The 22,953-nt window shown below is 60.9% G+C and carries 23 protein-coding genes; 12 read left to right on the top strand and 11 right to left on the bottom strand.

All coding sequences use genetic code 11. From position 1 onward, the window contains the following. Window positions 1-2: 2 nt before the first annotated feature. On the bottom strand, window positions 3-998 hold the full coding sequence (locus tag ACXAD2_RS06795; protein ID WP_475168509.1) for an ABC transporter permease: 996 nt from the start codon (window positions 996-998) through the stop codon (window positions 3-5). Continuing rightward, window positions 995-2,089, bottom strand: coding sequence for an ABC transporter ATP-binding protein (locus ACXAD2_RS06790; protein ID WP_475168507.1), 1,095 nt, complete (start codon window positions 2,087-2,089; stop codon window positions 995-997). The genes ACXAD2_RS06795 and ACXAD2_RS06790 overlap by 4 nt, the downstream gene beginning before the upstream one ends. A 223-nt stretch (window positions 2,090-2,312) precedes the next feature. Between ACXAD2_RS06790 and ACXAD2_RS06785 the strand changes: the two genes are divergently transcribed. From ACXAD2_RS06785 to ACXAD2_RS06765, 5 genes are all read left to right on the top strand, one after another. Further along, complete coding sequence (locus tag ACXAD2_RS06785) at window positions 2,313-3,008, top strand: GntR family transcriptional regulator (protein ID WP_475168504.1); 696 nt, start codon at window positions 2,313-2,315, stop codon at window positions 3,006-3,008. Window positions 3,009-3,176: 168 nt separating this feature from the next. After that, window positions 3,177-4,163: a TRAP transporter substrate-binding protein gene (locus tag ACXAD2_RS06780; protein WP_475168502.1), complete on the top strand. Its 987-nt coding sequence runs from the start codon at window positions 3,177-3,179 to the stop codon at window positions 4,161-4,163. Between the two features lie 49 nt (window positions 4,164-4,212). Beyond that, window positions 4,213-4,752 carry a TRAP transporter small permease gene (locus ACXAD2_RS06775; protein ID WP_475168500.1) on the top strand — a complete coding sequence of 180 codons (540 nt, stop codon included), beginning with the start codon at window positions 4,213-4,215 and terminating at the stop codon, window positions 4,750-4,752. After that, the gene (locus tag ACXAD2_RS06770; RefSeq protein WP_475168499.1) at window positions 4,752-6,035 is read left to right on the top strand and encodes a TRAP transporter large permease; all 1,284 of its coding nucleotides are present in this window, start codon (window positions 4,752-4,754) and stop codon (window positions 6,033-6,035) included. Before ACXAD2_RS06775 ends, ACXAD2_RS06770 begins: the two co-directional genes overlap by 1 nt. Next, window positions 6,032-7,339, top strand: coding sequence for an MATE family efflux transporter (locus tag ACXAD2_RS06765; protein WP_475168497.1), 1,308 nt, complete (start codon window positions 6,032-6,034; stop codon window positions 7,337-7,339). Before ACXAD2_RS06770 ends, ACXAD2_RS06765 begins: the two co-directional genes overlap by 4 nt. Here the strand turns inward: ACXAD2_RS06765 and ACXAD2_RS06760 are convergent. Beyond that, complete coding sequence (locus tag ACXAD2_RS06760) at window positions 7,318-7,929, bottom strand: TetR/AcrR family transcriptional regulator (protein ID WP_475168496.1); 612 nt, start codon at window positions 7,927-7,929, stop codon at window positions 7,318-7,320. The genes ACXAD2_RS06765 and ACXAD2_RS06760 overlap by 22 nt on opposite strands. A 135-nt stretch (window positions 7,930-8,064) precedes the next feature. Here ACXAD2_RS06760 and ACXAD2_RS06755 point away from each other — a divergent pair, with 135 nt between their 5' ends. Then, entirely contained in the window at window positions 8,065-8,628 is a 564-nt protein-coding gene (locus tag ACXAD2_RS06755) for a carboxymuconolactone decarboxylase family protein (RefSeq protein ID WP_475168494.1), read from the top strand. 47 nt (window positions 8,629-8,675) lie between these two features. On the opposite strand, the gene ACXAD2_RS06750 is transcribed toward ACXAD2_RS06755, so the two are convergent. Next, entirely contained in the window at window positions 8,676-9,560 is an 885-nt protein-coding gene (locus tag ACXAD2_RS06750) for a LysR family transcriptional regulator (protein ID WP_475168493.1), read from the bottom strand. A 99-nt stretch (window positions 9,561-9,659) separates the two neighbouring features. On the opposite strand from ACXAD2_RS06750, the gene ACXAD2_RS06745 reads away from it, so the two are divergent. Next, on the top strand, window positions 9,660-10,151 hold the full coding sequence (locus ACXAD2_RS06745) for a lactoylglutathione lyase family protein (protein ID WP_475168490.1): 492 nt from the start codon (window positions 9,660-9,662) through the stop codon (window positions 10,149-10,151). Window positions 10,152-10,239: 88 nt separating this feature from the next. Here the strand turns inward: ACXAD2_RS06745 and ACXAD2_RS06740 are convergent, their stop codons facing one another. The 5 genes from ACXAD2_RS06740 to ACXAD2_RS06720 all read right to left on the bottom strand — a co-directional run bounded on the left by ACXAD2_RS06740 (window position 10,240) and on the right by ACXAD2_RS06720 (window position 15,596). Continuing rightward, a complete protein-coding gene (locus ACXAD2_RS06740; protein ID WP_475168867.1) occupies window positions 10,240-11,754 on the bottom strand; it encodes an aldehyde dehydrogenase (NADP(+)) in 1,515 nt (504 codons plus the stop codon). A gap of 2 nt (window positions 11,755-11,756) precedes the next feature. Further along, the gene (locus ACXAD2_RS06735; RefSeq protein ID WP_475168488.1) at window positions 11,757-12,491 is read right to left on the bottom strand and encodes a ribonuclease activity regulator RraA; all 735 of its coding nucleotides are present in this window, start codon (window positions 12,489-12,491) and stop codon (window positions 11,757-11,759) included. A 37-nt stretch (window positions 12,492-12,528) separates the two neighbouring features. Continuing rightward, entirely contained in the window at window positions 12,529-14,049 is a 1,521-nt protein-coding gene (locus ACXAD2_RS06730) for a tripartite tricarboxylate transporter permease (protein ID WP_475168486.1), read from the bottom strand. Further along, window positions 14,049-14,522 carry a tripartite tricarboxylate transporter TctB family protein gene (locus tag ACXAD2_RS06725; protein WP_475168483.1) on the bottom strand — a complete coding sequence of 158 codons (474 nt, stop codon included), beginning with the start codon at window positions 14,520-14,522 and terminating at the stop codon, window positions 14,049-14,051. The genes ACXAD2_RS06730 and ACXAD2_RS06725 overlap by 1 nt, the downstream gene beginning before the upstream one ends. Window positions 14,523-14,594: 72 nt before the next feature. Continuing rightward, window positions 14,595-15,596 carry a Bug family tripartite tricarboxylate transporter substrate binding protein gene (locus ACXAD2_RS06720; RefSeq protein WP_475168479.1) on the bottom strand — a complete coding sequence of 334 codons (1,002 nt, stop codon included), beginning with the start codon at window positions 15,594-15,596 and terminating at the stop codon, window positions 14,595-14,597. 224 nt (window positions 15,597-15,820) lie between these two features. On the opposite strand from ACXAD2_RS06720, the gene ACXAD2_RS06715 reads away from it, so the two are divergent. Next, the gene (locus ACXAD2_RS06715; RefSeq protein ID WP_475168478.1) at window positions 15,821-16,822 is read left to right on the top strand and encodes a Gfo/Idh/MocA family protein; all 1,002 of its coding nucleotides are present in this window, start codon (window positions 15,821-15,823) and stop codon (window positions 16,820-16,822) included. A gap of 29 nt (window positions 16,823-16,851) precedes the next feature. After that, on the top strand, window positions 16,852-17,550 hold the full coding sequence (locus tag ACXAD2_RS06710; protein ID WP_475168475.1) for a FadR/GntR family transcriptional regulator: 699 nt from the start codon (window positions 16,852-16,854) through the stop codon (window positions 17,548-17,550). Between the two features lie 275 nt (window positions 17,551-17,825). On the opposite strand, the gene ACXAD2_RS06705 is transcribed toward ACXAD2_RS06710, so the two are convergent. Beyond that, the gene (locus tag ACXAD2_RS06705; RefSeq protein ID WP_475168472.1) at window positions 17,826-18,473 is read right to left on the bottom strand and encodes a flavin reductase family protein; all 648 of its coding nucleotides are present in this window, start codon (window positions 18,471-18,473) and stop codon (window positions 17,826-17,828) included. After that, on the bottom strand, window positions 18,470-19,156 hold the full coding sequence (locus ACXAD2_RS06700; RefSeq protein ID WP_475168470.1) for a GntR family transcriptional regulator: 687 nt from the start codon (window positions 19,154-19,156) through the stop codon (window positions 18,470-18,472). Before ACXAD2_RS06700 ends, ACXAD2_RS06705 begins: the two co-directional genes overlap by 4 nt. A 163-nt stretch (window positions 19,157-19,319) precedes the next feature. Here ACXAD2_RS06700 and ACXAD2_RS06695 point away from each other — a divergent pair, with 163 nt between their 5' ends. The 3 genes from ACXAD2_RS06695 (at window position 19,320) to ACXAD2_RS06685 (ending at window position 22,952) form a co-directional block, all read left to right on the top strand. After that, window positions 19,320-20,897, top strand: coding sequence for an ABC transporter substrate-binding protein (locus tag ACXAD2_RS06695; RefSeq protein ID WP_475168467.1), 1,578 nt, complete (start codon window positions 19,320-19,322; stop codon window positions 20,895-20,897). A gap of 95 nt (window positions 20,898-20,992) precedes the next feature. Then, window positions 20,993-21,985 carry an ABC transporter permease gene (locus tag ACXAD2_RS06690; RefSeq protein ID WP_475168466.1) on the top strand — a complete coding sequence of 331 codons (993 nt, stop codon included), beginning with the start codon at window positions 20,993-20,995 and terminating at the stop codon, window positions 21,983-21,985. Then, complete coding sequence (locus ACXAD2_RS06685) at window positions 21,978-22,952, top strand: ABC transporter permease (protein WP_475168464.1); 975 nt, start codon at window positions 21,978-21,980, stop codon at window positions 22,950-22,952. Before ACXAD2_RS06690 ends, ACXAD2_RS06685 begins: the two co-directional genes overlap by 8 nt. Window position 22,953: the final 1 nt, after the last annotated feature.

Genomic DNA, 22,953 nt, shown 5'->3' with positions numbered 1-22,953 from the left:
TGTCACCAGAGCGATGTACGCGAGAAGCGCTTGGAAATTGAGTTGGCAGTCATCACCAGGACGAAGGCGACCACGGCGTTGAACAGGCCGGCGGCAGCGGCAAAGTCGTACTGTCCCGATTGCAGGCCCTGCCGATAGATGAAGGAGTTCACAACGTCGGCGGTCTCATATGTGGCGGGCTGGTAGAGAAGGATCACCATCTCGAAGCTCACTTCGAGGATATTTCCGATACGAATGATCAGCATGATGATGATCGTTGGCAGGATGCTGGGAATGGTGATCTTCCACATCATCTGCCAGCGGTTCGCACCATCGACCACGGCGGATTCGTAAAGCGTCGGCGACACCCCTGCGATAGCCGCAAGGTAGACGATCGACTGGAAGCCAGCCTCCTGCCATATGCCGGTGCCCACAAAGATCGGACGGAACCACTCGGGACGTGTCAGGAAATACACAGGCTCTATCCCGAACCAGCCAAGGAATGTGTTCACGATCCCGGCTGAAGGGCTGAAGGCAGTGATGACGATGCCCGCGATGATTACCGAGGATATGAAGTGCGGCAGGTAGACAATCGTCTGCGCAGTCTTCTTGAAGGTCTGGTTCAGCACTTCGTTGAACATCAAGGCCAGAAGGATCGGCATGGGGAAACCGAAGAGCAGCGTGTAGAAGCTCATGATGATCGTATTCTTCAGCGCGCGCAGGAACTGATCATTGCCGAACAGCGTCTGAAAATGCTCCAGCCCGATCCAGGGGCTGCCATCGATGCCGCGGAAGATCGAGTAGTCCTTGAAGGCAATCTGCAGCCCGTACATTGGCTTATAGAGAAAAACGACGAGCCAGATGATGGTCGGCAATAACATCAGGTACAGCTGCCATTCCCGGCGGACATGGTCGCCCACCTTGACGATGCGCGATGGCTGACGATGGCGTTGCGCTTCGCGGGCCTCTATGACGACGCCTTCGGTCGGCGTTCCTTCAATGTCGGTCGTATCGCTCATGCCGCCGCCTCGACTGGCGTGTGCTGGCCCTCCAGAGCACGGCCGGTGGCGCCATCGAAGACCCGGAGGAGATGCGGTGGCACGCAAAACTCCGCGTGGCTGCCCATGGCAGGCACGCCGCCGATGGTGGCGTGCCGGATGACGAACGGGTTGCCGCAAAGGCTCGCGTGGATCAGCGCTTCGGAGCCCAATGTCTCGACCAGATCGACCTCGACCTTCACTCCGTCTCCGAGCGTGACGAACTCCGGCCGGATACCCAACGTGATCTCCTGCCCCAACTTCAGCCCAGGCAAAGCGTTCAGCGGGAGCGCCTGATCCTCAAAAGAGGCGCAGGGCTTGCCGTCCTTTGCGGCCACGGTCGCCTCGACCATGTTCATTGGCGGCGAACCGAGGAAGCTGGCGACAAATGTGTTGGCCGGGTTGAGGAAAAGGTCCATCGGCGTACCGATCTGCTCGATGTGACCGTCGCTCATGACTACGATGCGGTCAGCGAGGGTCATGGCCTCCACTTGATCGTGGGTCACGTAGATTGACGTCGCCCCCAGACGCTTGTGAAGACGTTTGATCTCGGCGCGCATCTGCGTGCGCAGCTTGGCATCGAGGTTCGAAAGCGGTTCGTCGAACAGGAAGACCTTGGGACGGCGCACGATGGCGCGCCCCATAGCAACGCGCTGGCGTTGTCCTCCGGATAGGTCGGCTGGCCGCCGGTCGAGGTATTTCGTCAGTCCCAGAATCTGCGCGACCTCATCCACCGACGAGGTGATGATGTCTTTCGGCTCTCTACGAATGCGCAGGCCGAAGGCAATGTTGTCCGCCACGTTCAGATGCGGGTAGAGCGCATAGTTCTGGAAGACCATGGCCACGTCGCGATCCTTCGGCGCGATGCGGTTTACTACGCTGGAGTCGATGGTCAGTGTGCCGTTGCTGATCTCCTCGAGCCCTGCGATCATGCGCAGCGTCGTCGACTTGCCGCAGCCGGAAGGCCCCACAAGGACGACAAATTCCCCTGGCTGAACGTCCAGGTCAATGCCGTGGACGACCTGCAAGGCGCCATACTTCTTGACGATCCCGTCGAGACGGACTCCGGACATGTGGTCTCCTCCCCCCATGCGTGGCCACCCTGGGGTAGCCCTTTGTCTGACGGAGAAGGTGGCGCAATTCTGTGCTCCTGTCAATTCTTGTATCCAAGTTTGGATACCAGTATGTTGGGCGCAAGAGCGCCACATGGCGTCAATCCTTCGTCAGCGCCGATCATGATTCACTGGCGGCGGCAGCCTCACGCGGGCTATAAGACCTGGATCCGGAGGAGCGCGCATGAACAAGATCACCAACCTACCCAAGGACAAGCGCAGCACCGTCGACGAGATCGTCGATTTTCTTTACCGCGAGATCACGACGTTGCGCCTCCTGCCCGGCACGCGGATCTCGGAGCCCGACATCGCCGAGCGTTTTGGCGTTTCTCGCCAGCCCGTGCGTGACGCTTTCCGCAGGCTTGAAGCGATGGACCTCATTCTCGTGCGACCAAAAAAGGCCACGGAAGTGCGCAAGTTCTCGGCCCGCGCCATCGAGAAAAGCCGCTTCGTGCGCGCCGCAGTAGAGGCGGCGGCACTGCGGGAAGCCGCGAAAAAGTGCGGAAAAGCCGACGGCTACCAACTCGACGCCTGTATTGCGATGCAGCACAAGGCGCTTGCCGAGAATGACTATACGGGCTTTGGCAAGCTCGACTATGAGTTCCATGAGCAAATCTGCAAGATAGGGTGTGTACCCTATGCCTTCGACGTCATTCGGTCGGAAAAGGCGAAGGTTGACCGGCTGTGCGTTCTGGGGTTGGCAAAAGAGCGGCGCATGCCGGAACTGATTGCCGACCATGAAGCCATCGCGGCAGCGATCAAGGCGAACGACCCCGAAGCAGCTGCCAGCGCAGGGATGCTACATCTGTCCCGGCTGGACGAAACAATCGCCGCCATACGGGTGAACAGCGCCGCCTATTTCGAAGACGGCGACGCCTAAACCTCCCTTCACTCGTCGCTCCGAGACCCGCCTTGAGCGGGGGATTTTGGCTCGCCAATTTCCAAATTGGCAAGAATCATCTTGTATCCAAGTAAAAATACAAAGATGCTGCATCTCGCCAAGGCGTTTGAGGAGACGCCCGGCACATGCATTTCAGGGAGGAACCGCATGACATTTCTCACTCGCGTTACTCGCACCACCGCCATTGTCGCCCTAACGGCGGGGCTGACCTCTACCGCCACCGCCCAGACGTTGCGCGGCTGGAACATTCACGTAGAGGACTATCCCGTCTCCATCGCCATGGAGAGCTTCATCGACGAAGTCACCGAAAAGACCGGCGGCGAGATCACGGGCAAGGTATTCCACAATGGAGTGCTGGGCTCGCAGCCCGACGCCATCGAACAAATGCGCCTCGGCGCGCTGGATTTCGGTGAATTCAGCCTCGGCCCGATGGGACCTGTCGTGCCGGAGACCAACGTGGTGTCACTGCCCTTCATTTTTGCCTCGGTGCCCGAGATGTACCGGCTGATGGACGGCGAAGTGGGCGACGCCATCGGCGCAGGCATGGAAGCCAAGGGCATCAAGGCGCTCGGCTGGTACGCGGCCGGGGCCCGCAGCTTCTACAACTCCGTGCGCCCCATCAACACGCCTGCCGATGTTGAAGGCCTGAAGGTGCGCGTCATGTCCAACGATCTCTTCGTCGACATGATCGCTGCGATGGACGGCAACGCGACGCCCATGGCTTTTGCAGAGGTCTACCAGTCCCTGAAGACAGGGGTGGTCGACGGCGCCGAGAACAATCCCCCCAGCTACGAGTTGACCAACCACTACGAAGTGGCAAAGTTCTATTCGCTGTCCGAGCATCTGATCATTCCGGAATGCCTCTGCATGTCGCTGAAGACCTGGGAGACGTTGACCCCGGAGCAGCAAGAGATCGTGATGACAGCGGGCCGGGCGAGCGCGGACTACCAGCGCGAGCTCTGGGCAGAGCGCGAGGCCGCCAGCATCGAGACGGTTAAGGCCGGCGGTACCGAAGTGAACACCATCGAGGACAAGGCGCCGTTCCAGGAAGCGATGGCTCCGGTCTACGACAAGTTCCTTGAGCAGAACCCTGCGCTGACCGACTTGGTCAACCTGATCCGCACTGCCGAGTAACGCCACGGGGGGCCGCGCGCTGCGGCCCCCGACTTTCGAAAGACTACTCATGTCAAAAGTACCGATCCTTTACCGGCGGATCGAGCAGGGCCTCGACCTTGTCCGGACGCTGTGCATGGGCTTGGCCTCGGTGGCCCTTGTCGTCCTGATTGTCACCTTCGGCTGGCTGGTCTTCGGCCGCTATGTCCTGAACGTGACGCCCACTTGGGTAGAACAGCTCGCGCTCCTACTGATCTGCTATATCGCCTTTCTCGGTGCCGCCGCCGGGGTCCGGGAGGACACACACATTGGCGTTACCCTATTCCGCGATATGCTGCCCGTGCCGCTGCAAAAGCTGATGATGATCGGGATTGATTTTGTGCTCGCGGGCTTCGGTCTTCTCATTCTGTTGGCCGGACTCGAACTAATGGCCTTCGGCATGGACACGGTGCTGCCAATGCTCGGACTGCCCGAGGCGGTGCGGACCGCAGCGATCACCACGCTCGGCGCTCTGATGGTTCTCTTCGCTGGGCTTCGTGGAGTGCTGCGCATCTGGCGCTTCAGGACCTGGTCGCCGCTGGACCTTCCCATCGATCAAGAGGTGATGTGATGGGTTTAGCTATTCTTCTTGGCATTTTCGCCGCGGGTGTCGTCATTGGCATGCCCGTCGCATTCGCGATGGGGCTTGCCGCAGCTTCAGCCTTTGCCTTTGAGGGCTTTCCTGCCGTGATTACCTTCCAGCGCGCGACCTCTGGCGTCTCGGTCTTTTCGCTGCTGGCGATCCCTTTCTTCATCTTCGCGGGCGAGATCATGCTGCATGGCGGCATTGCCCGCCGTCTCGTCAGACTGGCGTCCGCGCTTGTGGGGCACCTCAAGGGCGGGCTGGCGATGGTCAACATCTTCTCGTCCATGCTGTTCGGAGGCATTTCGGGCTCTGCTGTTGCCGATATTTCGGCTTTGGGTTCTCTCCTGGTGCCAGTCATGAAGGAACGTGGTTACCGCCCGGACTTCGCCGTGAATGTCACAGTAACAAGTTCCATCGCAGGCATCGTCATTCCTCCCAGCCATAACATGATCATCTTCGCCGTAGCCGCAGGTGGGGGCATCTCTATCTCAGGCCTGTTTCTCGCCGGCGTCATTCCCGGCATCCTCATGTGCGTCTGCCTCGCCGTGGCAGCTTACATCCTGTCTGCGAAGCACAATTACCCCGCCGAGCCCTTTCCCGGCTGGAAAGCCGTCGGAGAAGCGGCTCTCGATGCGCTGCCTGGCTTCATGACCGCAGTGATCATTGTCGGGGGCACCCTCTCGGGCATCTTCACTGTGACCGAGTCCGGCGCGTTTGGTGCAATCTACGCGCTGCTGCTGACGGTATTTTACTATCGCAGCCTTTCGCTCAAGGACTTCCGAAGAGCGGTCACAGGCGCCGTCAGAACCACCGCCATGGTGATGATCCTTATCGCCTTTGCCAGTTCGTTCGCCTATCTGCTGGCTCTCTATCAGGTGCCCGCGCAACTGTCGGATTTGCTGGTCACAGTTTCTGACAACCCGATCATCATCCTGCTGATGATCAACGTGATCCTTCTGATCCTCGGGATGATCATGGACATGGCGGCACTGATCCTCATTTGCACCCCAATCTTCCTGCCCATCGCCAAGAGCTTGGGGATGGAACCGACGCAATTCGGCATCATGCTGCTGATCAACCTCGGCATCGGGCTCTGCACACCGCCGGTGGGCACGTGCCTCTTTGTCGGCTGCGCCGTGGGCCGCATCCGAATGGAGCAGGCGTTGAAATCGATCTGGCCCTTCTACCTCGCGATCTTCGGCGCACTCATGCTGGTTACCTACGTGCCGGGCGTATCGCTCTGGTTGCCGTCCGTGCTTCTGGAATGAGTTCCGAAACCCGAAGACTTATAGGCCTCGCCTGGCCCATGGCGGTTCGAATGCTGATGTTGCATGGCATCGTCGTCATCGATGCCTGGCTGGTGGCCCCCCTGGGCGAAGAGGCGCTGGCGGCGATGGGCCTCGCCAGTGCCATCGGCGGGCTACTGTTGGGAGCACAGAATGCCTTTGCCAACGCTTCGCAGATCCTTGCGGCGCAGGCATATGGCTCAGGGAGCCCCTCCCGCTTGCGCGCCACTTTCCACGAAGGGCTGGCGATCAGCCTGATGGTCTGCCTTTTGGGTCTCGGCGCTCTTTGGCTGGCCGCCGACAGCCTGCTCGCCATGTCCGGACAGAACTCTGATGTTCAAGCGGGTGCGCGCACCTACTTGATCATCTTCGTCGGCGTTGTGATCAGCGAAGCTGTAGCTCAGAGCCTCTCAGCTTTTTGCAACGGAACTGGCGACACGCGGAGGCCACTCATCAGCTATCTCTTGTCGGTGCCCGTGAATGTCACCCTGTCGTGGGCACTGATCCACGGACACTACGGCCTGCCACACCTGGGCTTGGCTGGCGCAGCGATCGGCAGCGTGGCTGGTGCCGTTTTGCGCGTCGGGTACTTGATCGGACTGCGACTGCGACCAGTGTCGGACATCGAGATGCCGCCTCTTTGGCTGGGCATGAAATCGCATTTGGCCTTTGCCCTGCCAGTGGCCGCGACCTTCTTCAGTGCGCAGGCGTCTTCCAGCGTCTGTATGTTGATTTATGCCGCTTACGATGTCCGGCAGTTCGCGGCGCTGACCCTGATCCTTCCATGGATACAGGTGGCTGGCACCTTCGGCATGGCCTGGGCGCAAGCGGTCGGCATTTTCGTAGCGCAACATCTTGGCCGCGAAGGCCCTTCAGAAAGCTTGCGCGGCACACTGCGAATGGCATGGAAAGGAGCATTCATCATGTCCGCGGTAGTGGCGAGCCTCTATACAATGGTGATCCTTTCCTCGGATCCACTCTATCCCTCGCTGGCGCCGGAGACCCGCGCTGCATTGATCAGCTTCCTTCCCGTTTTAATCCTACTCCCCTGGCCCAAGAATTCGAATGCGATCTGTGGCAACTCGCTGCGCGCTGCCGGGCGTACTGTCTACGTGATGCACATCTTTTTGTGGTCGCAATGGGCCTTCAAAGTGCCACTCAGCGCGGCGCTGGTGCTCTGGTTGGACGCGCCCGTCGTCTGGGTGGCCGCACTACTTCTTGCCGAAGAGCTCGTGAAGCTCTGGCCGTTCCACAATGGCGTACGTCAGGCGCTCTGGCGAGCTTGATTCGTCGCTGCGCGTCCGATCTCAGACGCCAGATCATCGCACAACTCTCGCATGCGCTTAGGATCGGTCTCCCTCTGAGCCTGAACCTTCAGGCCGAAGATGTAGGTCTGAATGCGTCGCGCCAATCGTGCTGTATCCATCGACGCCGGCAACTCGTTCTTCGCTTGCGCAGCCCGAAGAGCCGTTCCAATTACCTGCTCCACGTGATCGAGATGCAAGGTGACAAAGCTGCGTAGTTCGCCGTCGTCAGGCAGCTCCAGAAGCGACTTCACCAACATGCAGGCCGTCGAGGGACGATCACACGGGGCAAGATTTGCCAAACCCTCGAGGTACCCTTGGAGCGCCACAAGCGGCGTCTCGCTGGCCGCGATCAGGGCCTCCATCTCTCTTGTCATGCGCTCAGCGTAACGGTTCAGCGTGGCGCGAAAAAGCGCCTCCTTACTCTGAAACGCCGCGTAAATCGACCCAGGTTTCATGTGCAGCGCTCCCTCAAGGTCCTTCAGAGACGTGGCATGATAGCCTTTCTTCCAGAAGAGGATCATCGCGGCCTCAAGGGCGGTATCACGGTCATATGAAGCGGTGCGTGCCATTGCTCTACTTAAAGCGCGCGGCGAACAAGGTGCAATGGATCACAAAAACTTTGAGCAATCACTCAAATTGATACTTGAGCATTCGCTCAATAATAAGCAGATTGGCCTTACCAGTCTGATACGAAAGGCCACAGAATGACCAAGTTTGAAAAACTCGACGAGACCACCGCCCCCTCCGCCGCCGTTCCGCTGATCGAAAAATCCAAAGCTGCATTTGGCCGGCTACCCGGCCTGCACGCTGTCATGGCCCGCGCGCCTTCGCTGCTGGATGGATACCAAGTACTGCACCGTCTCTTTGCCCAAGAGACCTCATTTGACGCCGAAGAGAAAACCGTCGTCTGGCAGACCATTAACGTTTACCACCAGTGCCATTACTGCGTGCCCGCCCACACCGGCATCGCCAAGATGATGAAGGTAGACGACGAAATCTCCGACGCGCTGCGGGACGAAACACCGCTGCCCACACCCAAGTTGGAAGCGCTTCGCACCTTTACGGTGAAGATGACTGACAGCCGTGGGAACCCGAGCGACGGCGATTTGGAGGCCTTTTACGCCGCCGGCTATGGCGAACAGCAGGTGCTGGAAATCGTGCTCTGCATCGCCCAGAAGGTGATGAGCAACTATACCAACCATCTCGCCCAGACGCCCGTGGATGCGCCCATGCAGCAGTTCGCTTGGACGCCGAAGGCAGAACGCTGACGTCATACAAATGGCAGGCGGCGCGCTGGGGCTGCGCCGCCTCCTAATTACAGGGTCTCAGCGAGACTGAGTGCCACCTTCATGACCCGATGCAAGCGTTTGCTCGGCACAATGGCCCGCCGCGTAATCATCCAAAGCTCATGAAATTGTGGTTGCGGCAGCTTTGCGATCTTTATCCGATGTGCATCAGGGAAAGCAGACAAACCACTGCGAGGCAAAAGAGTGTAACCAACACCCGATGCGACCGGGGTTGGAATTTGACCAATCTGGTTCACGCTCGTCCGGATCTTCAGGCGATCTGCTCCAGAAAATTCTGAAGGAAAATTATGGGAAAATAGGTCATCTGCGTAGCTATAAGCATCGGGGTGCGCGACCAGCCCGAGGACTTCGAGAGCGCCAAAGCCCACCGGCTCAGGGGTGCCCTCGGGCAAAACCAGGCACAACTCCTCCCGACCGATGTATTGCGCGGCAATGCGAGGGTGGCCCGGATTTTCATCGATGACACCGAGATCGAAGTCCCCATTCAAGACCCCCTCCAAAACGCGACTACTCGGCGCCGCCTCCACGTGAATCGATAGCGCCTCAGCTTCGCGCATCATAGCAATGGCTTGCGGGTAAAACATCATGGCGAAGCTGCCGGAGCAAGCAACGCGCAACTCCCCGATGTCAGGTTCATCGCGGCTGATCGCCTGACGCAGCGCGCGTTCCTCCACACGGCGCTTCAACCCGAGATCTTTCAAGACCTCACCCGCCGGCGTAAGCGTAAACCCTTTACCTTCTTGCAAGATAAGCGCCTTGCCGATCTGCAACTCAAGCTTGCGCAACTGTTGCGAAACGCCGGGTTGTGTCATGTTCAGCCGCTCCGCCGCGCGCGTGAAATGGCCCTCCTCCGCGAGGACCGTAAAGGTCTCGATCCAGGTAGCGTTGAGCATGCATTCATTACGAATTGTTTGGATTAGGATGTGATTTGATAATTTCACAAAACCCCTCCCGCTGTCTACCTCTCCTGCACGAGATCATAGGAGACCAACATGACCCCACGTACCTTTTCCCATATCGGCCTTTCGGTTCCCGACCTTGAAGAAGCGGTGAAGTTTTACTCTGAAACCCTGGGCTTTTACGTGCTGATGCCGCCGAGCGAGGTCACCGAAGATGACAGCGCCATTGGCACGATGTGCACCGATGTCTTCGGGCCGGGCTGGCAACTTCTGCGCATAGCACATCTGTCCACCGGGGACGGGATTGGCGTGGAGCTCTTCGAGTTCAAAGGAAACTATGAACCAGAGAACAACTTCGACTACCGACGCCACGGCACCTTCCATTTCGCAATTCAAGAACCTGATCTCGAAGCGTTGTTGGAACGGATCGTCGCCGCCGGTGGCAAGCAGCGGATGCCTGTGCGAGAGTATTTTCCTGGTGAAAAGCCGTATCGCATGGTCTACGTCGAAGACCCCTTCGGGAACATTTTCGAGCTCTATTCGCACAGCTACGAGCTGACTTATTCAGCCGGTGCTTATGCCTGATGCGATGCGCCGCCCCTGGTCGGACGATCCGGGGCGGCGTAATAGGGGGCGACCGGTGGCCTTACACCCCAATCTGCCATGCGTGGGGCTACTTCAGGTCCTCGGGCAGCAGGGCCTCGGGAATGTTCTGGTAGCAAACCGGACGCAGGAAACGCCGGATTGAAAGCGTTCCTACAGACGTTGCACCGAAGTTCGTCGAAGCCGGATATGGTCCGCCATGCACCATCGCGCCGGACACTTCGACCCCGGTGGGAAAACCGTTCGCAAGGACTCTCCCCGCCATCTTGTCCAGCAAAGGCAAAAGAACGCGGCCAAGATCGGTGTCACCTTCGTCGAGCTGTAGGGTCGCAGTCAATTGCCCCACGAAGCTCCCCGCAACCCGCTCCATTTCGGCCGCGTCCGCGACCCGAATGATCAGACCAAGAGGCCCGAAGACCTCTTCGGACAACGCATGTTCGGCCAGCCAGTCTTGTGCGGAAACCTCGAACAACTGCGGCAGCGCCGAACGGCCATCACATGCATTGCGTATAAGCGCCTGCACGCCGGCGCCCCCCGCCACGCGCTCCACCCCTTCATTGAAAGCAATCGCCATGGCGTCCGTCAGCATGGTCTGCGGCGCCATCTTAGCCAATGCAGCACGCACAGCGTCACGGAAGTTATCCGCTTCTGGCCCGTCGACGATGATCGCAATGCCTGGGTTCGTGCAAAATTGTCCAGTCCCCATGGTCAGGCTCGCGGCCCAGGAGGCACCGATTTCGCGACCACGAGCAGCGGCCGCGTGAGGCAGAACAAACATCGGATTGACACTGCCCAGCTCACCAAAAAATGGGATCGGCTCCGGACGGGCGGCACAAAGGTTGAACAGGGCACGTCCCCCACCAAGACTCCCCGTGAAGCCAACTGCCTTGATCCGTGGGTCCTGCACAAGAGCCTCGCCTACTGAGCGGCTTCCGCCATGAACGAGGCTAAAGATGCCAGGATCGAGGCCAGAATCCGTAGTTGCTTCGGTGATGGCGTCCGCGACAATTTCGCTGACGCCAGGATGGGCTTCATGGCCCTTGACCACCACCGGACAGCCCGCAGCGAGCGCGGCGGCCGTGTCACCCCCTGCAACCGAAAAGGCCAGCGGAAAATTGGATGCGCCAAACACCGCAACCGGGCCGATAGGACGCTGCATCATGCGCAAGTCGGGGCGCGGCAGAGGTTCGCGGTCGGGCAACGCTTCATCATAGCGCCGGTCAAGGTAAGCACCGTCGCGGATGTGTGTTGCGAAGAGGCGAAGTTGGCCTGTTGTGCGCCCACGCTCGCCCCGAAGTCGCGCCTCCGGCAGGCCGGTCTCTGCGGCGCCGACGACGGTGATTGCCTCGCCACGTTTATCAATCTGGTCTGCAATCTCATCAAGCAACTTGGCGCGCTGCTCACGCGAAGTCGTCGCAAAGCCCGCGAACGCCTGCCCTGCTGCGGCGCATGCGCGCTCGACCAACTGGGGATCGCCAGCAGAGAAACTTGCTGCTTCGCCAGTGGCAGGTGAGGATTTGAAGGTCATCTCGGATGAAACTCTCTCGCCCGCGATCAGGTGAGCGCCGTGGAAACGATAAGTCATGTTCAGCGCCCCGTGCGTGCTTGCCATTCTGCGAACTTTGTCAGGTTTTCATCATCCGTGGGGGGATAGAGCCCAATGATGCCAGCCCCTTCCTCGACTTGATCCAGAACGAAATCCTCGTAAGTTTCCATGGCCGTGCATTCGTCGGCGATCTCTTCAGCAAGATGTGCGGGGATCACCATCACGCCATCCGCATCGCCGAGCATCACATCACCTGGAAACACTGGAGCATCGCCGCATGAAATCGGTACATTGATGTCGATCGCCTCGTGCAGCGTCAGGTTCGTCGGGGCGGAAGGGCAGGCGAAATAAGCAGGCATGTCCAGAGCTCCAATCCCCAAAGCATCTCGGACTCCGCCATCAGACACCACACCCGCTGCACCGCGCTTTGCGAGCCGCGTCACGAGAATGGACCCCGCGGTGGCCGCGCGACTGTCCTTGCGGGCATCCATTACCAATACGCACCCCGGCGGACAGGTCTCGACTGCGACGCGCTGCTTGTGTTCGCGGCTACGGAAGGCTGTGAGCGGGTTTCGGTCTTCACGCGCGGGGATGTAGCGCAGAGTGAACGCCTGGCCGACCATGGTCACCGGCTTTCGCTCCACCGGCACGACGCCCTGCACGAACTGGTTGCGCAGCCCGCGCTTGTAAAGTGCGGTCGCAACCGAGGCGGTCGAGACCTTCAGCAGCTTCTGCCGGGTCTCTTCGGACAGGACGAAGGCTGTCTCGTCTTTCATGTCTGGGTCCATCCTTTGTATTGAAAGCGGGCCGCGGTTAACGCGGCGTAGGTGTCAGTTTGGCGAGGCGGCGCTGACGCACCGCTTTTGCCACGGAGAAGGTCCACAAGAGCAACACGGCAGCGCCAAGAGTCGCGGCGATGGGGCGTTCGAAGAACGCCATAAGGTCACCGCCGGACTTGATCATCGAAGTCATGAACATGCGCTCGAACATTGGGCCAAGCACTAGGCCGAGGATGATGGGCGCCACCGGCACCTCGTTTTCCTCAAGCAACCAGCCTGCCACGCCCATGCCGAACATGATCATTATCCCGAACACGGAATTGGTCATGGCAAAGGCGCCGACGATACACAGCAGCAGAACGATAGGAAGCAGCACGCACGACGGCACGCGTAGCGCCTGCTTCGACAGCTTCACCGCACCCCAGCCCAGGGGCACCATCATCAACGTCGTCAAAACGAAGATCATAAATACTGCATAGATCAGTTGCGGGTTCGTCAGGAACACGGTCGGGCCGGGGTTCATGCCCTTCATGTAAAGCACACCGATCACGATGGCGGTGACGCTGTCGCCGGGAATGCCAAAGACCAGCGCCGGAATCCAAGAACCTCCGATCGCCGCATTGTTGCCCGCTGAAGCGTCGACAATGCCTTCTACATGGCCGGAGCCGTATTTTTCGGGCGTCTTCGAGAATTTCTTGGACACCGCATAGGACATCCAGGCGGCGATATCTGCCCCTGCCCCGGGCAGCGCGCCGATCAGCACGCCCATCAACGAACCACGCGCAACATTGGTCGGATGGCGTCGGATTATGCCGCCGACGCCCTTAAACAGCGGGCCGGGAGCTTTCGGCGTCGCTGCCACCCCGCGGCGGCCATGTAGGCGAATCGTGCCGCGCATAACCTCGGCCAGCGCAAATAGCCCGATCATCGCCGGGATGAATTCTATCCCCGCCAGAAGGTCCGTCACCCCGAAGGTGAAGCGCGGCACGCCGGTGGTTGGGTCCAGCCCAACGGTAGCCAGCAGCAGTCCCAACAACAGTGCCACAGCTGCCTTAACCGGATCACTGGAAGCCACGAAGATCGCGCATGACAGACCCAACGTCGCCAGCCAGAAATATTCGAACGAGGTGAATTTCAGCGCGAATTCCGCCAGCAGCGGCGCGGCCACCACAAGTACGGCGATGCCGATCAAGCCACCGATGCAAGAGACGATCAAATTCGTCCCCAACGCCTCATTCAGGCGACCTTGCAGGGTCAATCGGTGGCTGTCCTCGACATAGGCGGCAGAGGCGGGCGTGCCGGGAATGCGCAGGAGCGCGCCGGGGATGTCCCCGGCAAAGATTGCCATACTGCTGGCCGAAACGATTGCCGCCAACGCCGGTATCGGCTCCATGAAAAACGTCAGCGGCACCAGAAGTGCCGTGGCCATGGTGGCTGTGAGGCCCGGCATTGCACCAATGAACATGCCAAAGGCCCCGGCGACGAGCGCCGTAACGAGCACCTCGGGCGAAAGTACCAGCACCAGAGCCTGCGAAAGAACATCAATGCCCGGCATCACAGCACCCCGCCCATCAGGCCGCGCGGCAGCGGCACACGAAGGAGACCAGCGAAGAGCCACCAGCATACAATCGTCGTGGGCAGCGCGATCAACACTGCCTGCACCACTGGCACGCGCAAAACCACGAAGAGTGCGGATAGCCCAATCACTGCGACGGGAAGAAAGCCCAGCAGCGGCGACAACCCGATATGAGCCAGAACGTTGCCCAGAACTGCCAGCAGCGCAGGCGTACCGCCTGCGCGAAGGTCAGGCACCAAGGCGACCCATGGACCCGACACGGAACGCCGCGCCCGCAGGTCACGTAGTATGAGGACCGCGCCTGAAACGACGAAGCCTGCCGCCAACAGAGAGGGCAGCAGAGCCGCGCCGTAGGGCTGGCCAGCGAAGTCCGGAAACTGTGATGCCTGCCACAGCACCACGACGCCAAACAGAACAAAGAATGCGCCAAGAAGCGCGTCGGTAACTTTCATGGCTCCCCCCAAAGTCGAAAATAGCTGCGACCGGACCGAACTGGCCCGGACGCTCAATCGCGAAATTGGAGGTCAGCCGTTGGAAATCAGTCCGGCGGCGGCCATCGTTTGACCCATCTGGGTATCGGCATCGGCCATCATCTGGCCGTGCGCTTCGGGGTCCAGATATCGGATGTTAAAGCCGCGCCCATTCATGAACTCCATAAACTCTGGATCTTCGGCGATCTCCGCCAATGCGGCGGCAACCGCGGCAGCGGCATCCTTAGGCATGTCCTTCGGGCCGCAGATGCCCCGCCAGGTCGCCAGGGCGAAGTCCGCCGCGCCAGTCTCGATAAGCGTCGGCACGTCCGGATGGCTGGCAGCGCGCTCCGACCCCATCAACGCCAGGTTCGCCGCCCGGCCCGCATCCACCATCGCCTTCGTTTCACCCAACGATACGGTCACGATATCCACGCCGCCGGCGATTAGATCCTGCATCGCCGGCGCGGAGCCTTCAGATGGCACCCAAGTCACGTGGTTACCATCGAGACCCAGCGACTGTAGCCAGCCCACCAGGGCAAGATGCCAGATGCCTCCCTGTGAGGTACCGGATGCCTTGAATGTGCCCGGTGCGGACGCTTTCACCGCTTCGGTGAGCGACGCAATGTCCTGATAATCGCCGTTCGACGACACGGTGATCGCCGGGCTGTCGGCATTCATTAAGCCCAGCGGAGTGTAATCCCGATAGGACAGATCGGTCAGCCCGAGATGATGCATCATCGCGATTTCCACGGTGACAACACCCAGGGTGTAACCATCAGCCGGCGCAGTCGCGATCGCAGAATGACCGATGACCCCTGCCCCACCAGTCCGATTCACAACATTGAACGGCTGACCGAGGCGCTTTTCCAATAGAGCCGCGATCATGCGACCCGTGGCATCTGTACCGCCGCCTGCGCCCCACGGCACGATCGTCGTCACTGGACGCGCCGGGAAAACCTGCGCCCATGCCGGACCGGCTGCCAAACCCAAAACTGACATCGAGGCCGCACCAGTCACGAAGCTGCGGCGCGAAGTTTTGTAATAATTAGTCATACGTCCCTCCCTTGGGTATCTACATCCAGCATTCGGACGAGATGCACCGAACACACCTCTTTCAAAGAGATTTCTTCGATCATATGCCGAATTCTGGCTCGAATCAGAACCTATAAAGCACGGTGCTTTGGTCTGATTTGTCTGGATTTGTAATGTTTAGTATTGAAGTGTCAATAGAGGTAACTTAGGCGAGACAAGCAAACAGGAACATGGGAGGGCCGGAAATGGCTAATGACACACTAAGGGTAGCGATCGCAGGTGCCGGAGCGATCAGCCAATTTCACCTCATTGGATGGCAAGCGCAGGCAGGCGTTGAGATTGTTGGAATCTGCGATCCCGACAAGGACAAAGCACACGCACAAGCGGAGGCCTTCGGTATCTCTCACGTCTTCGGCGACATGGCGGAAATGCTGGACGAGACCCAGCCCGACGCTATCGACATCATTACCCCGGTGGGCAGCCACGCGCCGCTGGTGCGCATCGCCGCCGACAAGGGCGTGCACGTGATATGCCAGAAGCCCATGACCCCTACGGTGGCCGAGGCCGAGGCTCTCATCACTGATGTGGGTGAGCGCGTGCGCTTCATGATTCATGAAAACTACCGCTTTCGTCCGCATTACGCCGAGCTCGCGCAACGGATGCAGGACGGCGAGGTCGGCAGGCTGCGTCATGCTCGCATGACGGTCCGCGCCTCGGCGGTGTGGGACTACGAAGGCAAGAAGCCCTTTCTACTGGGGCGTCAGCCTTATCTCGCGGATTTCCAGCGCCTCTTGGTGTTCGAAGTGCTGATCCACCATTTGGATGCTCTGCGCGCGATCATCGGCGAATTGGACGTGGTCAGCGCAACCCTGGACCGCATTAACCCGAATCTGAAAGGCGAGGATGTCGCGTTGATACAGCTACGCGCTGAGAATGGCGCGCTGGTCGTCATCGATGCCAACATCGCCGCTCCCGGACACCCGCCACTTCCGACAGACAGGTTGGAACTTCTGGGCGAGACCGACACCCTAATTTACGATCGCGACCGGATCACGCTGCTCTCGCGACCGGACGCCGTATCACAGCATGACCTCACGGCCAACTACCAGGCCTGCTTCACCGGCGCGGTTACTGACTTTACCGAAGGACTGCGCAGCGGGCGAAAGTTCCAGACCGATAGGCTGGACAACCTCAAAACATTGCGGCTTATGGAAAGCATCTATCGCGCCGCGGGGATCGAGATCTAACCGTGCGCACGTCCACAACGGAGGCAAACGTGAGCAGCGCCGGAAAACCATCCTTGGCAGACCAGGTCTATGAGCACCTTCTGACGCGGATTACCGACGAAACTTACGAACTGCACAGCCGTTTGCCCAACGAGGAGTCTCTAACGCAAGAGTTCGGCGTATCGCGGCCCGTCGTGCGGGCCGCACTTGCCCGACTCCGCACCGACGGCATTGTCCAGTCGCGCCGAGGCTCCGGCAGCTACGTCGTACGCCGACCTGACTGCAAAGTAGGGAGCTTCGTCTCGCTCGGCTCGATCACAGACATCCAGAGGTGCTACGAGTTTCGCATCGACTTGGAAGGCGCTGCGGCAGGTTGGGCGGCGCGCCGGCGGGACGAAGAGGACCTTCGCGACATCGAGAAGGCACTGCGAGAGTTGGAAGCTCGCTATCAGGAGAAAGAACTGGCGACAGAAGCTGACCAGCGGTTTCACCTCGCAGTCGCGCGAGCTTCACACAACGTGTTCTTTGTCTCGACGCTTGAATTGCTGCGACACCAGATCGCTTTTGGCGTGTCCTTATCGCGCTCACTGACGATGCTGGATGAACCGCAGCGGCAGGAGAAAGTGCTCTCCGAGCACCACGCCATCTTGGATGCCATCCGCGCCAAGGACCACGGAAGTGCGGAACGAGCCATGCGCGCGCACATCACCGCCGCCAAGAACCGGATGTTTATCGGCCAAGAAAAGTGATGGGCAGCTTTAGGCTTACACTCTTCGCGGCCCCTCACCGCCCGGTGTGATCTGGCTGGATCGAGGGCCTCGCCGCCCGCGTTTCTGTTGCGAGTTGCGCCGGCTATTCCGGTGCGGGGTACGGAGGCCATGCCATCGAGAAGAAGCGCTCAGGGAAGATGATCGGGCTGAGAGCTCACCCAGCCTCGCATAAAGTTGAAATATGTAGACATATCAAACCTCGAATCTGACCCGAGGTCTCCTCCTTTGGCCGCGATCACGCACTCTTACAGCCGTCAGGCCCGCGCCTTGCGCGCAGACAGAACCTCTTCGGCCGAAGGCGTCGCCAGGTCGAAATAGTCCAGTGTGCCGGCGTATCCGTTCCCGCCCATGCGCCCGATCGCGTCGAGCTTTTCGTGGTCCGAATAGTATGTCCCAAGGTCAATCACGTCCTCGCGCACGTGCGCCATGACGATCTGCCCGAGGATGATCTCCCGGGCCGAGCTGACCTCGATCCCGAGGTAGCGGCGACATTCAAAGGAAACCGGCGCCTCGGCGATCCGCGGGCAGACAACCTTCTCGCCGGGAACCGCGGTGAGACCCGCCATCTCGAGCTCGTCCACATCGGGGCCGAAGGCGGCGGCCGTCACCGACATCGTCCCGACGTTGGCGCGGTCGACGATGTTCACGGTGAAGCACTCGGTCATCCGGATGTTGTAGGCCGTGTCCTTGAAGCTGCGGTCGGGCTTGTTCTCGACACCGAGTGCAAGGATGGGCGGATCGGCGGACAGGCAGTTGAAGAAGGAATAGGGCGCGGCGTTGACCACGCCTTCGGGCGAAACCGTCGTGACCCAGGCAATCGGGCGCGGCACGATCGTACCGATCATGACCTTGTAAGCCTCGCGGGGTGTCAGCTCCGCGAAGTTGAGCGCGTGGTGCGTCACGTCGCAAGCTCCTTTCCGTAGCGGGACAGGATCGATGAGACGCTGTCCGGTTTCTGCTCAAGCTCGGCCCGCCCGGCAACGGCACCCAGGTGATGGTCCATGATCTGCGTCGCGCGGGCGGCATCGCCGGCGCGGATCGCCTCGATGATCTGCGAATGTTCATCCACGGCGCAGTCTGATGAGTGCGACTTGGCGTACATCGCCATGATCAGCGAGCAACGCAGCACCACTTCGCCGACGTAGCGCGACAGCACGGCGTTGCCGGTCAGTTCGGCGAGCAGCGTGTGGAACTCGCCCGCAAGCCGGATCGAGACCGGTCCGTCCTTTCCCCGCACGCTCTCCTCGCTGCGCACATGCGCCTCGAGCTGGTCGAAACCGCTGGCGGGGATGCGCTCGACAAGGATGCGGATGACCTCGGCCTCGAGCGCGCGGCGGACCTCGAAGATCTGTTTGGCCTCTTCCAGCGAGGGCTCCGCGACGAAGGCGCCGCGGTTGCGCCGGGTGACCACCAGACCCTCGTTCTCGAGCCTCACCAAAGCGTGGCGCACGATTGTCCGGCTCACGCCGAACTGCTCGCCCACCGTGTCCTCGGGCAGCCGCATGCCCGGCTTCAGGGCCTGCTCGATGATGGCGCGCTTGAGCAGCGTGTGCACGGCGTCGGTGAGTGTCGTTTTTTCGGTCATGGCCCGGAGCCTTGTAGCATTTCTTTGCACTCACCTAGCGTATCCAAACGACCTCGTCAATTGGATACATTTTTCTTGCAAAGCGCGATACGATACCGCATCAATCCCGTATCGTATCCAATTTCATCGATTCCCAAATACAATCACCAACAGGGACGGGACCATGACTTTCAGACAGATTTTGCTTGCCTCGGCGGCGCTCGCCACCCTCGCCGGAACGGCGCAGGCCGAGAACGTGCTCAAGTGGGGCGCCAACCGGGACATCGGCTCGCTCGACCCCTATTCCTACGGCGACAGCTTCACCATCAACGTGCTGAACCACGTCTACGAGGGGCTGGTGCGCTACGATGCCGACCTCAAGATCGAACCGGCGCTGGCCACCAGCTGGGAGATTCTCGACGACAAGGTCACCTGGCGCTTCAAGCTGCGCGAGGAGGTCACTTTCCACAACGGCAACCCCTTCACCGCCAAGGACGTGGTTGCCTCGCTGCAGCGCGTCAGCCATGAGACCTCGCCGCTGAAGGGCAACCTCCCGGCCTATGTCTCGTCGAAGGTGGTCGATGATCTTACCGTCGACATCACGCTCAACGGCACCTACCCGCTTCTGCTCAACGACCTGACAAACATTCATATTTTCGACAAGGAGTGGATGGTCGAGCACGATTCCCTGCTGCCCACCGACATCGGATCGGGCACCGAGGGCTATGCCACCTACAACGCCAATGGCACCGGCCCGTTCAAAGCCGAAAGCCGTCAGCCCGACGCCAAGACCGTCTTCGTCGCGAACGCCGACTGGTGGGATGAGCCGCAACACAATCTCGACCGCATCGAGCTGACCCCGGTGACCTCGGCGGCGACCCGCGTCGCGGCGCTGCTCTCCGGCGAGATCAACTTCACCAATGACGCGCCGGTGCAGGATCTTCCCCGCCTCGCCGCCGCGCCCGACGTCGACGTTCTCGAGGGCGTGGACCTGCGCACCGTGATGATCGGCTTCCCTTTCCGCGACACGTTGGTGTCGGGCGAGCCCAACCCCTTCAAAGAAAAATCCGTGCGCGAGGCGCTCTACAAGGCGATCGATCTCGACCTGATCCAGAGCCGGGTGATGCGCGGCAAATCCCGCACCGCCGGTGCGACCGTGGCACCGCCGATCCCTGGATATTCGGAAGAACTGGATACAACTCTTGGATACGATCCTGATGCAGCCAAGGCGCTCCTGGCCGAGGCCGGCGTGCCCGAGGGCCTGCAGTTCGAGTTCAACTGCCTCGCCGATGGGCTGGTGAACGAGGAGCAGTTCTGTCAGGCCATCGCCTCCATGTGGTCGCGCATCGGGCTTGCCCCCAAGCTCGACGTGGCGCCGCGCGCGGTGCAGACGCCGAAGCGGACCAACGGCCAGACCGACATCTACACGCTGGGCTGGGCAACGCTGCCAATGCTCGACGCCTACTCGCCGCTGCTGCAGATCTTCCACAGCAAAGAGGGCAATTCGGGCGTCTTCAACTGGGGTGGCTGGTCCTATCCCGAGCTGGACGCGCTGATCGACGCGGCGGGCAGCGAGCTCGACACCGACACCCGCCTGTCGCTCGAGACCGAGGCCCTGCAGTTCGTCAAGGACGAGATGATCATGATCCCGCTGCACCAGCAGCCCATGGCCTGGGCGGTGACCGACGATGTCAGCGAGATGCCGCTCTTCCCCGACAACAAGCCGCGCCTGTGGTTTGCGCAAGTCGGCCAGGGCAGCTGAGACAGGCGCGCGGGGGCACCTGCCCCCGCGTCCTAACCCCTCGAGACATGATGACAGCCGGTGGGTCCGTCCCTCCCGCAAGACAGGAGTGAGCCATGCTCGCCTTTCTCATCAAGCGCACGGCCAACGCGGCCTTCGTGATGCTCGCCGTAGCGCTTCTGGCCTTCGTGATATTCCGCTTCTTCGGCGATCCCGTCGAGATGATGGTCAACGAGCAGGCGACGCAGGCCGACCGCGCCGAGCTGCGCGAGCGACTGGGTCTCAACGACGGTTTCGTCACCCAGTACACGCGCTTCGTCACCAACGCCGCGCAGGGCGATTTCGGCATCTCCTACCGCAACCAACAGGACGTGATGGTGCTGATCGGCGAGCGGTTCCCGGCGACGTTCGAGCTGGTGCTGGTGGCCACGGCGATCTCGCTCGTGGTCGGCATCCCGCTCGGGGTGATCACCGCCGTGCACCGCAACTCGCGGCTGGCGAACGCGCTGCAGCTGGGTTCGATCGTCGGCGTCTCGCTACCGAGCTTCGTGGTCGGCATCCTGCTGATCCTCGGCTTCTCGGTCAGTCTCGGCTGGCTGCCCGCCTTCGGGCGCGGCGAGACGGTGGACATCGGCTGGTGGTCGACCGGGCTGCTCACTTCCTCGGGCCGCGCGGCGCTGGTGTTGCCCGCGCTGTCGCTCTCGACCTTCCTGATCACCCTGGTGATGCGGCTGGTGCGGGCCGAGATGCTTGAGACCCTGCGCAGCGACTACGTGAAATTCGCCCGCGCGCGCGGCGTGCCGAAGGCACGGGTGCACTGGGTGCACGCGCTGCGCAACTGCCTGATGCCGGTGATCACCCTCACCGGCATGCAAATCGGCAACCTCATCGCCTTCGCGCTGGTCACCGAAACGGTGTTCCAATGGCCCGGCATGGGGCTGCTCTTCATCCAGGCGGTGACCTTCGTCGATATCCCGGTGATGGCCGCCTACCTGATGCTCGTTTCCTTCATCTTCGTGCTGCTCAATACGCTGGTCGACGTGACCTACGCCTGGGTCGATCCCCGGCTGCGCGACGATGCCGCCAAAGCCGGAGGGGCCAATGGCTGACATCTCCCCCATGACCGACACTCCGAAGCCCCCCGCAGAGACCGCCCTGCCCCGCCGGACGCGCCTTGCCGCGCTGCGCGAGAGCGACCTGTGGTATTCCTTCCGCAGTCATCCCAGCGCGATCTTCGCGGCCTGCCTGCTGGCGCTCGTGGCGCTGAGCGCCCTGCTGGCACCCCTCATCACGCCGCAGGACCCTTACGACCTCGCCGCGCTCGAACTGTGGAACGCCGAGATTCCGCCGATCTGGAACGCGCAGGGGCAATGGCCCTACATTCTGGGCACCGACACGCAGGGCCGCGACATCCTCTCGGCGATCCTCTACGGCTCGCGGATCAGCCTCGTCATCGGCTTTGCCTCGGTGATGGTGGCGCTGGCGGTCGGGCTCTCTCTGGGGCTCATCGCAGGTTACTTCGGCGGCTGGATTGACAACGTGCTCATGCGGATCGGCGACGTGCTGCTGTCTATGCCCTTCATCCTGATCGCCATCCTCATCACTGCCGTTGCCACCGCCGCGCTGCCGACGCACCTCAAGGATGTGCTGGCCGCGCCGATCCTGATCCTCGCCATCGCTGTGCCGTCCTGGGTGCAATACGCCCGCACCGTGCGCGCCTCGGCGATGGTCGAGCGCAAGAAGGATTACGTCAGCGCGGCGCGGCTGATCCGGGTGAAGGCCTGGCGGATCATGCTGCACCACATCCTGCCCAACTGCCTGACCCCGATCCTCGTCGCAGCGACGCTGAACTTCGGCCTCGCGATCCTCTCCGAGGCGACGCTGTCCTTCCTCGGCGTCGGCATGCCGCCGGACCAGCCCAGCCTCGGCACGCTGATCCGCGTGGGCAACCAGTACCTCTTCTCCGGCCTGTGGTGGATCGTCGTGTTTCCCGCGATCCAGCTGTGCCTGATCGTCCTGTCGGTCAACATGATCGGCGACTGGCTGCGCGATGCGCTCAACCCGAAACTGAGATGAC

The sequence above is a fragment of the Salipiger sp. ABN3_019 genome, from assembly GCF_056158605.1.
The sequence above is the reverse complement of the archived record's forward strand: the minus strand, read 5'-3'. Positions and strand labels throughout refer to the sequence as shown.